General features: G+C 68.7%; 12 protein-coding genes. 6 read left to right on the top strand and 6 right to left on the bottom strand.

All coding sequences use genetic code 11. The features are described 5' to 3' along the window. Genes ACN0TP_RS13455 through ACN0TP_RS13445 form a run of 3 tightly spaced genes read left to right on the top strand, consistent with a single transcriptional unit; the run spans position 1 to position 3,308 of the window. Entirely contained in the window at positions 1 to 1,326 is a 1,326-nt protein-coding gene (locus tag ACN0TP_RS13455) for a glucarate dehydratase family protein (protein WP_417219745.1), read from the top strand. Next, positions 1,320 to 2,357: a 2-hydroxyacid dehydrogenase gene (locus tag ACN0TP_RS13450; RefSeq protein WP_417219743.1), complete on the top strand. Its 1,038-nt coding sequence runs from the start codon at positions 1,320 to 1,322 to the stop codon at positions 2,355 to 2,357. The genes ACN0TP_RS13455 and ACN0TP_RS13450 overlap by 7 nt, the downstream gene beginning before the upstream one ends. Before the next feature lie 48 nt (positions 2,358 to 2,405). Beyond that, complete coding sequence (locus ACN0TP_RS13445) at positions 2,406 to 3,308, top strand: amidohydrolase family protein (protein WP_417219742.1); 903 nt, start codon at positions 2,406 to 2,408, stop codon at positions 3,306 to 3,308. Positions 3,309 to 3,475: 167 nt separating this feature from the next. On the opposite strand, the gene ACN0TP_RS13440 is transcribed toward ACN0TP_RS13445, so the two are convergent. From ACN0TP_RS13440 to ACN0TP_RS13415, 6 genes are read right to left on the bottom strand one after another with little or no spacing between them, the layout of a single operon-like run. Then, complete coding sequence (locus ACN0TP_RS13440; RefSeq protein WP_417219740.1) at positions 3,476 to 4,198, bottom strand: sulfite exporter TauE/SafE family protein; 723 nt, start codon at positions 4,196 to 4,198, stop codon at positions 3,476 to 3,478. Then, entirely contained in the window at positions 4,195 to 5,286 is a 1,092-nt protein-coding gene (locus tag ACN0TP_RS13435) for an ABC transporter ATP-binding protein (RefSeq protein WP_417219739.1), read from the bottom strand. Before ACN0TP_RS13435 ends, ACN0TP_RS13440 begins: the two co-directional genes overlap by 4 nt. Further along, entirely contained in the window at positions 5,283 to 6,326 is a 1,044-nt protein-coding gene (locus ACN0TP_RS13430; RefSeq protein WP_417219737.1) for an ABC transporter ATP-binding protein, read from the bottom strand. The genes ACN0TP_RS13435 and ACN0TP_RS13430 overlap by 4 nt, the downstream gene beginning before the upstream one ends. Before the next feature lie 2 nt (positions 6,327 to 6,328). Beyond that, positions 6,329 to 7,318: an ABC transporter permease gene (locus ACN0TP_RS13425; RefSeq protein ID WP_417219735.1), complete on the bottom strand. Its 990-nt coding sequence runs from the start codon at positions 7,316 to 7,318 to the stop codon at positions 6,329 to 6,331. A gap of 12 nt (positions 7,319 to 7,330) precedes the next feature. Then, on the bottom strand, positions 7,331 to 8,344 hold the full coding sequence (locus ACN0TP_RS13420) for an ABC transporter permease (protein ID WP_417219733.1): 1,014 nt from the start codon (positions 8,342 to 8,344) through the stop codon (positions 7,331 to 7,333). Positions 8,345 to 8,377: 33 nt separating this feature from the next. Beyond that, entirely contained in the window at positions 8,378 to 9,964 is a 1,587-nt protein-coding gene (locus ACN0TP_RS13415; protein WP_417219731.1) for an ABC transporter substrate-binding protein, read from the bottom strand. Between the two features lie 273 nt (positions 9,965 to 10,237). Here ACN0TP_RS13415 and ACN0TP_RS13410 point away from each other — a divergent pair, with 273 nt between their 5' ends. The 3 genes from ACN0TP_RS13410 (at position 10,238) to ACN0TP_RS13400 (ending at position 12,532) form a co-directional block, all read left to right on the top strand. Continuing rightward, a complete protein-coding gene (locus ACN0TP_RS13410) occupies positions 10,238 to 11,227 on the top strand; it encodes a 2-hydroxyacid dehydrogenase (protein ID WP_417219729.1) in 990 nt (329 codons plus the stop codon). Positions 11,228 to 11,248: 21 nt separating this feature from the next. After that, on the top strand, positions 11,249 to 11,635 hold the full coding sequence (locus ACN0TP_RS13405; RefSeq protein WP_417219727.1) for a universal stress protein: 387 nt from the start codon (positions 11,249 to 11,251) through the stop codon (positions 11,633 to 11,635). A gap of 93 nt (positions 11,636 to 11,728) precedes the next feature. Continuing rightward, the gene (locus tag ACN0TP_RS13400) at positions 11,729 to 12,532 is read left to right on the top strand and encodes an IclR family transcriptional regulator (protein ID WP_417219725.1); all 804 of its coding nucleotides are present in this window, start codon (positions 11,729 to 11,731) and stop codon (positions 12,530 to 12,532) included. Positions 12,533 to 12,619: the final 87 nt, after the last annotated feature.

Here is a 12,619-nt window from a genome sequence, read left to right as displayed (position 1 = left end):
ATGTCCTCCCCGACGCGCACGACATCCCCGGCCTGCACCGGTTCCACGAAACCCAGGACGAAGATCCGCATCGAATCGGTGGAGATCACGCCGATCGCCTTTGCCGATCCGCCGCTGCTGAACACCGTCGGCGTCCACGAGCCCTTCGCGCTGCGCGCCATCATCCAGGTCCACACGGATGCGGGCATCACCGGGCTCGGGGAGACCTATGGCGATGCCGCCCACCTCCGGCGGCTGCAGCTGGCCGCCGATGCCATCATCGGAACCGACCCGTTCAACATCAACACCCTGCGCGGCCGGGTGGCCGCTGCCCTCCTGGAGGACACCACCTCCGGAGGGCACGGCATGAGCGGCATGGTCACCGGTTCGGCCACCGCCGACCGCGTGCTCTCGGCCTTCGACGTCGCGGCGCTGGACATCCAGGGACGCCTGCTCGGTGTACCGGTCAGCGATCTGCTCGGCGGCGCCGTGCGCACCTCCATCCCGTTCAGCGGGTACCTCTTCTACAAGTGGTCCGGCCACCCCGGGGCACCGGATGATTCCTGGGGCGCGGCGCTTGACCCCGCGGGCATCGTGAAGCAGGCCGAACGCATGGTCCGGGACCATGGTTTCACTGCACTTAAACTCAAGGGCGGTGTCTTCCCGCCGGAGGAGGAGGCCGCTGCCATCGAAGCGCTTCATGCCCGGTTCCCGGACGTGGCCCTGCGGATCGACCCCAATGGTGCGTGGAGCGTTGACACGTCAATTGCCGTGGCCCGCCGCCTGCAGACACAGCTCGAGTACCTCGAGGATCCCACCACCGGGCTCGAGGGCATGGCCGAAGTCCGCCGCAACACCAGCCTGCCCCTGGCCACGAACATGTGCGTCGTCAGTTTCGCCGACATCCCCCCGGCCATCGCCCAGGGGGCTATCGACATCGTCTTGTCCGACCATCACTTCTGGGGTGGCCTACGCCGCTCCCAGACGTTGGCAGGGCTCGCCGAGACCTTCGGGTTGGGTTTGTCCATGCACTCGAACTCGCATCTGGGCATCAGCCTGGCGGCCATGGTCCACCTGGCGGCGGCGACCCCGAACCTCGACTACGCCTGCGACACCCATTGGCCCTGGAAGGACGCCGCCGATGACGTCATCCAGCCCGGAGTCCTCGGGTTCGCCGATGGTTCCGTCACCGTGCCGACCGGGCCCGGACTGGGCATTGAACTGGATTCCGACGCGCTGGCGCGCCTGCACCGCCAGTACCTTGACTGCGGAATCGTCGAACGCGACGACACCGGCTACATGCGGCGCGTCCACCCCGACTACGAACTGAAGGCACCCCGGTGGTAGCCGGTGGTGGTCGACGCTTGCGGATCGTGGTCACCGACCCGATCATCGAACGCTTCGCCACACATCTGCTGGACGGGGCACCCGAGCACGACTGGAACTTCCTGACGGACCCGCACGACCCTCGACTGCCGGAGGCCATCGCAGGATGCGACGTGCTGGTCTGCTCACGGCTCTCCGGGGAAGCCGCGGCGGACTGTGGCGCGGAACTGGTGCAGGTGACCGGCGCGGGCCTGGACCGGATCGCCGTGGACGCCCTGCCGGCTGGAACCCTGCTGGCCAATACGTTCCACCATGCGCGCCCCATCGCCGAGCATGTCATGATGTCAGTGCTGGCGCTCGAGCGGCGCCTGCTCCCCACGGACGCGGCCCTGCGCCGAGGGCAGTGGAGCAACCTGGCGAACGACGCGGCGGTTCCGCCCCACCGCTCCTTCGATTCCCTCACGGTGGGCTCCATCGGGCTCGGGGGCATCGGCACCGAGACCTTGCGCCTGGCCTCCGCCTGGGGAGCGGATACGGTGGCCATCCGCTCCGACCCGACGGCGGCCCTGCCCGGGGGCATCGCGCCCCGTTGGGTGCGGGGCCCCGGGGCGCTGCCACGGCTGCTGGAGGAGTCCGACGTCGTCGTCGTCACCGTCCCCCTCTCGGACGCGACACGTGGCATGATCGGCGCCCGGGAGCTGGCGGCCATGCGCCCGGACGCACTCCTGGTCAATGTCTCGCGCGGACCGGTGGTCGACCAACATGCCCTGTTCGATGCCCTCCGGGAACCGCCGACCAGCGGACAGGGCATCGGTGGCGCCGCACTCGATGTCTGGTGGGGCGCTCCCGAGCCGCGGCGGACCCCGCCGGCCGATGTCGATTTCACCACCTTGCAGAATGTGATCCTGACACCCCACAACTCGGGCCATGCCACCGCGACCTTTGTGGGGCGGGCAGCGGACATCGCGGCCAACATCGAGGCGATATCCCACGGCACCACGCCGATCAACCTGGTCCGTCGGCATTCGAGGTCGCCCATCGTTTCCACCTAGACTGCCGACAGCGGGTCCCACTCCGACCCGAGACGCCCAGGAGGACTGATGACCACCACCCGACGCGGACCGGCCTCTGATGCCGAGATCCCCGCCTTCGTCCGCGCTCTGGGGCTCCCCGGCCTGGCCGACATCCACGTCCACTTCCTTCCGGAACCGATGATGCACAAGGTCTGGGCCTACTTCGACGAGGCGCGGGAACATTACGGGCGTGCCTGGCCGATCAAGTACCGTACCGATGAACAGACCCGCGTGGACACGCTCCGCAAGCTGGGGCTGCAGGCGATCCCCGCCTTGTCCTACGCGCACAAGCCCGGCATGGCAGCGTGGCTGAACGAGTGGAGCCGGGGGTTCGCCGAGCGTGTTCCCGGCGCTGTGCAGTGCGCGACGTTCTACCCCGAAGCCGGGGCCGGCCAACAAGTACGCGATGAAATCGCCCGGGGTGCCCGGCTCTTCAAGATCCACATCACGGTCGGCGGCTTCTCACCGGCCGACCCGCTGCTCGACGAGGCCTGGCAGGCGCTCGAGGAAGCCGGGATTCCCGTGGTCATCCATGCAGGGTCGGCACCGAGCAGCGGCGAACATACCGGCCCGGAACCGGTACGCCAACTATTGGCACGCCACCCACGCCTGGTGCTGGTCATCGCGCACCAGGGCATGCCCGAATACGATGCCTTTGCCGATCTTGCCGAGCAGTACCCCGGCGTCCATCTGGACACGACCATGGTCGGCACCGACTTCACCAACCAGTTCGCCCCGATGCCTCCACGCTATGTGGAACGGCTCCCCGGGCTCCGGGACCGGATCGTCCTGGGCTCCGACTTCCCCAACATCCCCTACCCCTATGCCCACCAGCTGGAGGCCTTGGCCCGGCTTGGGCTGGGGGACGACTGGATGCGCGCCGTGTTGTGGGACAACGGGGCACGGCTCATGGGCCTTCCGGCCCGCTGAGCACAATCCCGAACCGGCCGGGATGTGGGGCGAACGCACTGCCCCCATACAGCCGGTACCTAGGTTGCCCGCCTAGAGTGGTGACTACCTCAAAGGTGCGAGTGATGAATCAGGGCCCCGGCTTTCCCCCAAGCCGGGGCCTTCATCGTGTCCGCTGCCGGGGGCCGCTACACCGGCAGCAGCAGGCGCACCGCCAGCAAAACCGCCCCGCCGGCGGAAACGACCAGTGCGACGATCCGCAGCCGCGCGGCATCGAGCATCCGGTTGAACAACCGTGAGAGGCCGACTCCGGCCAAGACGAAGGGCACCAGCCAGGCGAAGGCCACCAGCGACTGCGAGGTGACAGCGCCGGCGGCGGCCAGCAGGAGCATGGAAGCCGACGACCCGACGAGGAAGAACGCACTCATCGTCCCGCGCAGCCGCGCCGGTTCCTGTCCCTGCCAGACGATCGCCATCGGTGCCCCGCCGATGGATGTGGCAGTCCCCATGATGCCCGAGAGCGCCCCCGCACCCACGAGCAGCCGGCGTGTCGGAGCCGGCCTCCAGCCCAGGAATGCCGAACCGATGCCCAGCAGGACACTCAGTGCCACCACCCAGGACAGGGCGACGGTCGAAATCGCCACCACCATCCAGGCGCCGAGGACCGAGCCGGGAATGCGTCCGGCCAGGGCCCAGGCCGCGCCCTTCAGATCCAGTTCCGAGCGCTCCCTGATCGTGACCACCGTCGTGATGACCAGTGCCGAGCAGACCACCAGGCTGGGCAGCAGGTCCGGGCGCACCAGGGCGATGACCGGCGCGGCGACCAGGCCCGCGCCGAAACCGATCGACCCTTGCAGGCCCGAGCCCACCAGCAGGGCCAGGGCCAATATGGCGTACTCGCCCGGGCTCACGCCCCGCCGGCGCTCGTCGCCAGACCGGCTTCGGCGCGGTCGGCCAGGGGGAAGTGGCACTCGGCGGCGTGCTCCAAGGGCTCGCCGATCGAGGGCATCGGCAGCGCCACGCGTCCCGCCTCGGTCGCGGTCACCCGGGGTGGGGCCTGTTGGGCGCAGATGTCCTGGGCCTTCCAGCACCGGGTGCGGAACCGGCAGCCCGAGGGCGGGTCCAGCGGGGACGGCAGCTCCCCGCGCAGCACGATCCGTTCCGTCGGCCGGGTCGCCGGGTCAAGCCGCGGCGACGCCGACATGAGCGAAGCCGTATAGGGATGCAGGGGCCGGTCGAAAACGTCCTCGGTGCTGCCGGTTTCGATGACCCGCCCCAGGTACATGACCGCGACGCGGTCGGTGACGTGGCGGACCACCGAGAGGTCGTGGGAGATGAACAGGTAGCTCACTCCGAGCTTCTGCTGCAGGTCGTTGAGGAGGTTCAGCACCTGGGCCTGCACGGAGAGGTCCAGGGCCGACACCGGTTCGTCGAGGATGATCAGGTCCGGGTTCAGCGCCAGGGCGCGGGCGATGCCGATGCGCTGTCGTTGACCTCCGGAGAACTCCTGCGGGGATTTCCGGGCGTCGGAGGGCCGCAGCCCCACCAGCTGCAGCAGTTCACGCAGCCGGGCCTCCCGTTCACGGGCCGTTCGGTACAGGCTGCGGTGCGTGGCCCAGGGTTCGGAGATGATCTGGCCGGCCGTCATGCGCGCGTTCAGCGAGGCGAAGGGGTCCTGGAAGACCATTTGCACCCGGCGCCGCCAGGCCTGCAGTTCCTTGCCGCGCAACGAGAAGGGGTCGTGGCCCTCGAAGTCGACCGTTCCGGAGTCCGGCTTTTCCAGGAGCATGAGCGTGCGGGCCAGCGTGGACTTGCCGCATCCCGACTCGCCGACCAGCCCCAGGGTCTCCCCGCGGCCCACGCTCAAGCTCACCCCATCGAGGGCGCGCAGGCGGTTGTTGCCCGAGGAGCTGCGGGCCACGGGAAAGGTCTTGGTCACGTCGGTGACGCGCAGTGCCACGTACACGGGGTCCGGGCCGTGCTTCAAGGTCGTGTTCATGACCGTGCCTCCTGAGGGGTCGTGCCGTGGTGGACTTCTCCGGCAAAGTGGCACGCGGCGAACTGGCCGGGCACCACTTCACGCAGGGCAGGTCGTTCCGCCCGGCAGATGGCGCTGGCCAGCGGGCAGCGGTCCTGGTAGACGCATCCGGTGGGGATGTCCTTGAGTTCCGGTGGGCTCCCGGCGATCGATGAGAGCTGCGATCCGCGTTCGGCGTTGACCGGCACGGAGTCCAGCAGTCCACGCGTGTAGGGGTGGGCCGGGCGGGAGAAGACCTGGTCAACCGGCCCCGATTCGGCCACCGTACCGGCGTACATGACTGTCACATCGTCGGCTTCCTCCGCGACGACGGCGAGGTCGTGGGTGATGAGCACGACCGCCATGTCCTCCTCGGTGCGCAGCCGGCGCAGCAGCTCCATGATCTGGGCCTGCACGGTGACGTCCAGCGCCGTGGTGGGTTCATCGGCGATGAGCAGGCGGGGTCCGAGTGCGACGGCCATGGCGATGAGGATGCGCTGGCGCATGCCGCCGGAGAACTGGTGCGGGTAGGCGTCGACCCGGGATTCCGGCTCGGGGATCCCGACGCGGCGCATCAGCTCGATGGCCTCCTGGCGGGCCCGCTTGCGGTTCATGCCGCGGTGGATCCTGAAGGATTCCCCGATCTGCACACCCACCGGATACACCGGGTTCAGCGCTGTCAGAGCGTCCTGGAAGACAATGCCCAGTTCGGTGCCGGCCATCTTCAGCCGATCGCGTTCGGAGGCCCCAGCCAGGTCGCGGCCGTTGAGCTTCACGCTCCCACCGGCCACGTGGGCGATGGGATCCAGCAGCCCGGAGACCGCCTTGGCGGTCATGGACTTGCCGCAGCCGGATTCACCCAGCAGGGCCAGCGTCTGCCCGGCATAGGCGGTGAAACCCGCGTCGGAGACTGCCCTGACGGTTCCGGACGGTGTCCTGATGTCGACGTCGAGTCCTTCGACGTCCAGGACCACTTCGCGTCGGGTGGGCGCCTCGATGGTGGCGGACGAATCTGCGGTCATGCTCACTTCGACTCCTTGGTCCGGATGGAGGTGATGATCTTCTTGCGTCCGGGCAATGCCAGCCGCCACCGCTGCGCGGGATCGGTGGCGATGCGCAGCCAGGCGGCGAGCATGTTGGCGGCGATGGCCGTGACGACGATGGCGATGCCCGGGAAGATCGAGAGCCACCAGGCCGTCTGCAGGTACTGCCGCCCCTGCGCGACGAGCAGGCCCCAGCTGATGTCCGGCGGCTGGATGCCGATGCCCAGGAAGCTCAGCGAGGACTCGGCGAGCATCACGTAGCAGAATTCCAGCGTGGCCAGCGTCAACAAGGTGGGGGTGACTATCGGGATGACGTGGCGCAGGATGATCGCGTTGGGCCGGGTTCCGAAGGTCCGCGCCGCATCGACAAACGTGCGCGATTGCAGTTCCGCGGATTCGGCGCGTGCGGTGCGCAGGTAGATGGGGATGCGGGTGATCGCCAGGATCAGCACGATGTTGGCGATCGAGGGGCTGAAGACGTAGAGGACGACGACGGCCAGCAGCAGCGAGGGGAAGGACATGATGATGTCCGCGATGCGCATGGACACCGTCTCGCGGATCCCCCGGTGGTAGCCGGCCCAGACGCCCCAGAGCGAGCCCACGAGCAGGGAGACCGCGACGGCGGGGATGGCCACGAGCAGGGTGGTGCGGGTCGCGACGACCAGCCGGGCCAGTTCGGAGCGGCCCAGGGAATCCGAGCCGAGCAGGTACTCCCAGCCGTTGGCCGGGTCGAAGGGTGCCTTGTTGGCGAACATCAGGTTCTGCTTGGTGGCCAGGTCGCCCATGAGGGCCGGCCCGAACGCCGCGGTGGCCAGGACGATCACGAGGATGACGGCGCCGGTGGTGGCGAACTTGTCGCGCAACAGCAGGCGGAACATCGAGGGGGTGGTGGACCTGCTGGCGTTGCGCGCCGATGGCGCCGACGACGGTTCCGGTGCACCGGCGTCGTGCAGTGGTTCTGTGGTGCTCATGGTGCTCTCCTCCTAGGACCGTGCCGCGCCGGCCATGGCCGTGGGGGCGACGGAGGGGGCGGGGGTGGTCGGTGGCGTGTCGGTGCGCCGTGCCCGGCGGCGGCCGGAGGCTGCGGGGCGGACGCGGGGGTCCAGGGCTGCGTAGAGCAGGTCGATGACGATGTTCAGGGTGAAGATCGCGATCGCCGTGAGCAGGACGCAGGCCTGCAGGACGGCGAAATCGCGCTGCAGGATCGAGTCGATCATCAGCTTGCCGATGCCCGGCCACCCGAAAATCGTCTCGACCACCACCGCACCGTTGACCAACCCGACCGTCAGGTCACCGGCCACTGTCAGGGCCGGTGCCGCAGCGTTGCGCAGGGCGTGGTGGGTGATGACGCGTCGTTGGCCGGCTCCCTTGCTGCGGGCAAGCCGGATGTAGGGCTCGGACAGGGCGGAGACCATGGCGCCGCGGACCACCTGGACGAGTGCGCCGAACGGGCGCATCAGCAGGGTCGCGATGGGCAGGATCCAGGCCGCTGAGGTTTCCACCCCGGAGGTCGGAACCCAGCCCAGGGTGATGGCGAAGACCAGGATCCCGACGATGGCGAGCCAGAAGTCGGGGATCGAGGCGGCTGCCATCGAGAAGAAGCTGGCGATGCGGTCGATCACGCCGTTGGGCTTCAGGGCGGCCCAGCTGCCGACCAGCACGGCGAGCACGATGGCCAGGGCCATCGTCACGCCGGCCAGTTGAAGGGTGGCGGGGAAGGCGCGCAGGGCCATGGCCCCGGCCGCCTCCCCCGTCCGCAACGAGGTGCCGAAGTCCAGGTGCAGGACGCCGCCGAAGTAGTTGCCCATCTGCACCAGCAGCGGCTGGTCCAGTCCATTACGGGTAATGAAATCGGCGCGCATTTCCGGTGTGGCGCTCAGCGGCAGGTACAGCGCCGCCGGGTTGCCGGTCATGCGGGCCAGGGCGAAGACCCCGACCACGACGACCACCAGTGGCAGTGCACTGGAGATGATCCTTTTCCGCAGATACGTCAGCATGTGTGGCTCGTTTCCTCCTCGATGGCTCCCCGGCTACTTCGCCGGGGTGACCTCGGCCAGTCGCAGCTCGTCGCCCGTGGACGAGTTCGGCGTGTAGTCGACCGCCTTCGACTTGCCGATCATGCCGGTCTGGTGGGCGATGTGGGCGAACTGGACGACGTGCTCGTTCTGGTAGGCGAAGACCTTCTCGAAGGCCTGCTGCCGGTCCTCGCCGGTGGCGGCGTCGGCCTTCTTGATCAGGGCGTCCAGCTCCGGGGTGCCGAAGGCGCTCTGGGCGCCGTTGGAGAGCATGTACTGGTCGACGGTGAACGCCGCGTCCCCTGCCTGGTTGCCGTGCTGGACCATGAGCATCAGGTCGCCGCTGGTCTTGGCGAACGGGCGCACCTGGTAGGTCAGCTGCTGGCTGGTTTCGAGCATCTTCAGGTTGACCTTCAGCCCGGCCTGGGTCAGCTGTTCCTGGATGACCTGTCCGAGTTCCTCGATCTTGGGGAACTGTGCGGTGCGCACGATCATGTCGATCGGAGCCGAGGTGTCGGTTCCGTCGGCCTTGGCCTCGGCGACGAGCTGCTTGGCTTTCTCCGGGTCGTACGGCCAGGCCTCGAGCGAATCGGAGTGGCCGACGACGCCCTCGGGCACCAGCTGGGATGCGACCTTGTCACGGCCCCCATAGAGGTTCTTGACGATCGAGTCCTTGTCGATGGCGTAGTTGACCGCCTGGCGGACCCGGATGTCGGTGAACGGCGCCTTGTTGTTGTGCATGCGCAACGCGACTGTCTCGTTGTTGGGGTAGGGGACCCCGAGGTCCCCGATGTTGTCCTCCGGGCTGAGTCCGGTGGCGATGTCCGCCTCGCCGGCGGTGATCATGGCGGCACGGACGCTGCCCTCGGAACGCCATTCGTATTGGGCCTTGGCGTAGGCCGGCTTGTCGCCCCAGTAGCCGTCATAGGCGGCCAGGGTGATCTTCTGGCCGGCGTCCCACTTCTCGAGCTTGTAGGGCCCGGTGCCGATGGGTTCGCGGACCTTCTTGGTGCTGGAGGTCTCGCTGGGGACGACCTCCAGGAACGACAGGCGCAGGGGCAGGATCGGGTCGGCCTTCGGGGCGGTGACCTGCAGCGTCTCGGGGTCGATGACCTTGACCTTGAGGTCCTCATCGCCGAACACGTAGCCTTCGACGTTGCAGGCGAGCTTGGAGTTCACGGCGCGGTCGATCGTGGTCTTGGCGTCGGTGGCGTCGAAGGTGCTGCCGTCGTGGAAGGTGACACCGGTGCGCAGCTTCAGCGTCCAGGTCGTGTCGTCGTCCGAGCTCCATTCGGTGGCCAGCTTCGGCTGGAGCTCACCGCTGGTGGGGTCGCGTTCGATGAGGGGCTCGGTGATGGTCGAGCGGTCGACCACGCCCGTGCTCGTCAGGTTGGCTTCGCAGGGCTCCAGGGTCGGTGGCTCCTGCTGCAGGACCACCCGCAGCGTGTCCGAGGCCGCGCCGGAGCCCGCACCCCCGGCGTCGTTCGAGTTGGCCACGGCGCAGCCGGTCATGGCCAGGCTGGAGCCGACGGCCAGGACGGCCAGTGTGGCGAACGGGCGGCGCCGGGCCGGATCCGTCAGGGTCTTCCGCATATCAAACATCGTTGTTTTCCTTCGCGAGTGGGGCTATCGAGTGGTCGAGCCGTCTACATAGGGAGCCGAAAGCTGCGTCCTATGGACCAGCTTGTGGACGGACCCGGGGCGCGTCAAGAGCCGATATCGCCCGTGACGACGCGGAAACGGTCCGGGGTGAACCGCGGGGCAGTGTGACTTCCGCTACATCCCGGGGGTGACGGGACCTCCATGCCGGGCCGGTATCGATCAATGCTAATTGCGTGTTGGACGCGCATTGATGCCCCTCAGTAGCCTCGAGGCATGAGTTCACCCGCAGCGGCACCGGCCGCCTCCCCTGCCGGCATCACCGGCACCAACATCCTGCAGGTCGGCCCGGTCAATCCGGTGGTCTCGGCGGCGCTGGTGGAAGAGTTCGGCGCCACGCGGCTTCCCGACGATGCCCCGGCCCGGCAGGCCCACCTCGACGAGCACGGCGATGCGGTCCGCGTCGCCGTGTGTTCGGGTCGCTTCGGCGTCGATGCCGACCTGATGGCCCGGCTTCCGCATCTTGAGGCAGTCATCAGCTTTGGCGTCGGCTACGACTCCACCGACGTGGCGCAGGCCGAACGCCGTGGCATCACCGTGAGCAACACGCCAGATGTCCTCAACGACTGCGTGGCCGACACCGCGCTGGCGCTGTACCTCGATGTCCTGCGCCGCACGAGCGCCTCCGACCGGTACGTCCGCGCCGGCTCCTGGGAAACCGAGGGAAATTTCCCGCTGACCACCCGAGCCACCGGGCGCACCGTGGGCATCCTCGGCCTGGGCCGCATAGGCCAGGCCATCGCCACCCGGCTCGAGGGCTTCGGCTGCACCATCGAATACCACAACCGCCACGAGGTCGAGGGGAGCCCCTACCGGTACCGGTCCAGCCCGCAGGAGCTGGCCTCCTCCGTGGACGTGCTCATCGTCGCAGCCACCGGCGGGCCCTCCACCCGTGGACTCGTCGACGCCACCGTGCTGGATGCCCTGGGGCCGCAGGGCCACCTGATCAACATCTCCCGCGGCACCGTCGTGGACCAGGAAGCCCTCGTCGACGCCCTGGTCAACGGCCGACTGGCCGGCGCCGGCCTGGACGTCTTCGCCGATGAGCCCCACGTGCCCCAGGAACTGCTCGGGCTCGACCAGGTGGTGCTTCTGCCCCACGTGGCCAGCGGCACCCACGAGACGCGGGCCGACATGGCGGCGCTTGTCCTGGAGAACCTGCGCAGCTACCTGGCCACCGGCACCCTGACCACCCCGATCCGCTAGCCGATAACAGCAGGAGCACCCATGAGCATCTACACCGGCTTCGGCACCACACCCGAAGCCCAGGCGGCCATCGACGCGGCCCTCGAGGAGGCAGGAATCCGCGGCACCGGCGTCGTGCTGTTGTGCCCAGCCGGGGAGAACCAGCCGCAGGGAACGGAGCTCGCGGCACTCCGGGACCGGGCGGCAGGGGCCGGCGTCGGGCTCGAGGTGCGCCAGCTGGCCGCCGATGCCGATCTCGGGGATGAGCTGATCGATGCCTCCTATGAGGCCGACGCGCACCTGGTGATCGGGCTCCGGCGGCGCTCCCCCGTGGGCAAGCTGCTCTTGGGCTCCACCTCCCAGCGCGTGCTGCTGGAGGCCGGCTGTCCGGTGCACGCGGTGAAACCGCGGGTCGGCAAGCGCCCCTGACCCGGACCACCCCGCCCCGCGTTTCCCGTCGGGATCACCGCGGATTGGACGTCGTGCTGCCTATGCTGGTGCGACACACACGCTGGAGGTCAGATGGGCACCCACCCCGCCACGGACGTAGGAGTCCGCGAGGTCAAGTCGGCGGCACGCGCCATCGAGGTCCTTGAACTCCTCGCCTCGCGGGGTGGAGATCCGGTCACCATCCGCGAATTGTGCACCGCCATGGGCGCCCCGCGCAGCAGCGTCTATGCGCTGCTCAAAACCCTCACGGACGCCGGATGGGTCCGCACCGATGCACACCGAGCCACGTACGGCATCGGAATCCGCGCGCTGCTGGCCGGGACCACCTACCTCGACGCCGATCCCTGGCTGCAGGTGGTCCGCCCGCATCTGGGGCTGTTGGGCCGGCGTCTCGGCGCCACAGTGAACTTCGGCCGGCTCGATGGTGACCACATCGTCTACCTCGCCACCTGGGAGTCCCCCGGCCGGGAGCGGCCCATTCCCCGGGTCGGGCGCCGGCTGCCGGCCCATGCCACGGCGTTGGGCCAGGCCATCCTGGCGCAATTGCCCCCGGCCGACCCCGCGACGGCCGACGGCTCCATCCGTGAACTGGAGGCCCTGACACCCCGGACGCTGACGTCCCCGAACGCCCTGCACGAGGAGCTCGCGCTCGTCGCCCAACGCGGCTACGCGCGGGAGATCGGCCAGAACACCGAGGGTGTGGCCTGTTTGGCGGTGCACCTGGACTGCTATGGCACGGGCCACGACGCCCTGTCCGTCTCGGTTCCGGAGGAGGAACTCACCGCCGCCCGGGAACGCACTGTCGTCGATGCCCTGCGCACCACCGCCTCGGTGGTCCAGGAGATCCTGACCGGCTTGGCAGGACGCCCTGCCTGAGGCGTGCGGACGGCCTAGGTGCGTGGGTCGGTAGTCGTTTGATGCCGGCCAGCGTTTCATCAGAATATCCATTGGGTATCGAAGCGG

The sequence above is a fragment of the Arthrobacter sp. genome (genome assembly GCF_048266065.1).
Lineage (GTDB): Bacteria > Actinomycetota > Actinomycetes > Actinomycetales > Micrococcaceae > Arthrobacter_H.
Note: the sequence above shows the minus strand (reverse complement) of the source record. Positions and strands in the feature narration are given on the sequence as shown.

Excerpts from the sequence above, each read along its gene's own strand:
- ACN0TP_RS13455 (WP_417219745.1), top strand. The coding sequence starts at position 1 with ATGTCCTCCCCGACGCGCACGACATCCCCGGCCTGCACCGGTTCCACG.
- ACN0TP_RS13445 (WP_417219742.1), top strand. The coding sequence starts at position 2,406 with ATGACCACCACCCGACGCGGACCGGCCTCTGATGCCGAGATCCCCGCC.
- ACN0TP_RS13435 (WP_417219739.1), bottom strand. The coding sequence starts at position 5,286 with ATGAACACGACCTTGAAGCACGGCCCGGACCCCGTGTACGTGGCACTG.
- ACN0TP_RS13430 (WP_417219737.1), bottom strand. The coding sequence starts at position 6,326 with ATGACCGCAGATTCGTCCGCCACCATCGAGGCGCCCACCCGACGCGAA.
- ACN0TP_RS13425 (WP_417219735.1), bottom strand. The coding sequence starts at position 7,318 with ATGAGCACCACAGAACCACTGCACGACGCCGGTGCACCGGAACCGTCG.
- ACN0TP_RS13420 (WP_417219733.1), bottom strand. The coding sequence starts at position 8,344 with ATGCTGACGTATCTGCGGAAAAGGATCATCTCCAGTGCACTGCCACTG.
- ACN0TP_RS13415 (WP_417219731.1), bottom strand. The coding sequence starts at position 9,964 with ATGTTTGATATGCGGAAGACCCTGACGGATCCGGCCCGGCGCCGCCCG.
- ACN0TP_RS13410 (WP_417219729.1), top strand. The coding sequence starts at position 10,238 with ATGAGTTCACCCGCAGCGGCACCGGCCGCCTCCCCTGCCGGCATCACC.
- ACN0TP_RS13405 (WP_417219727.1), top strand. The coding sequence starts at position 11,249 with ATGAGCATCTACACCGGCTTCGGCACCACACCCGAAGCCCAGGCGGCC.
- ACN0TP_RS13400 (WP_417219725.1), top strand. The coding sequence starts at position 11,729 with ATGGGCACCCACCCCGCCACGGACGTAGGAGTCCGCGAGGTCAAGTCG.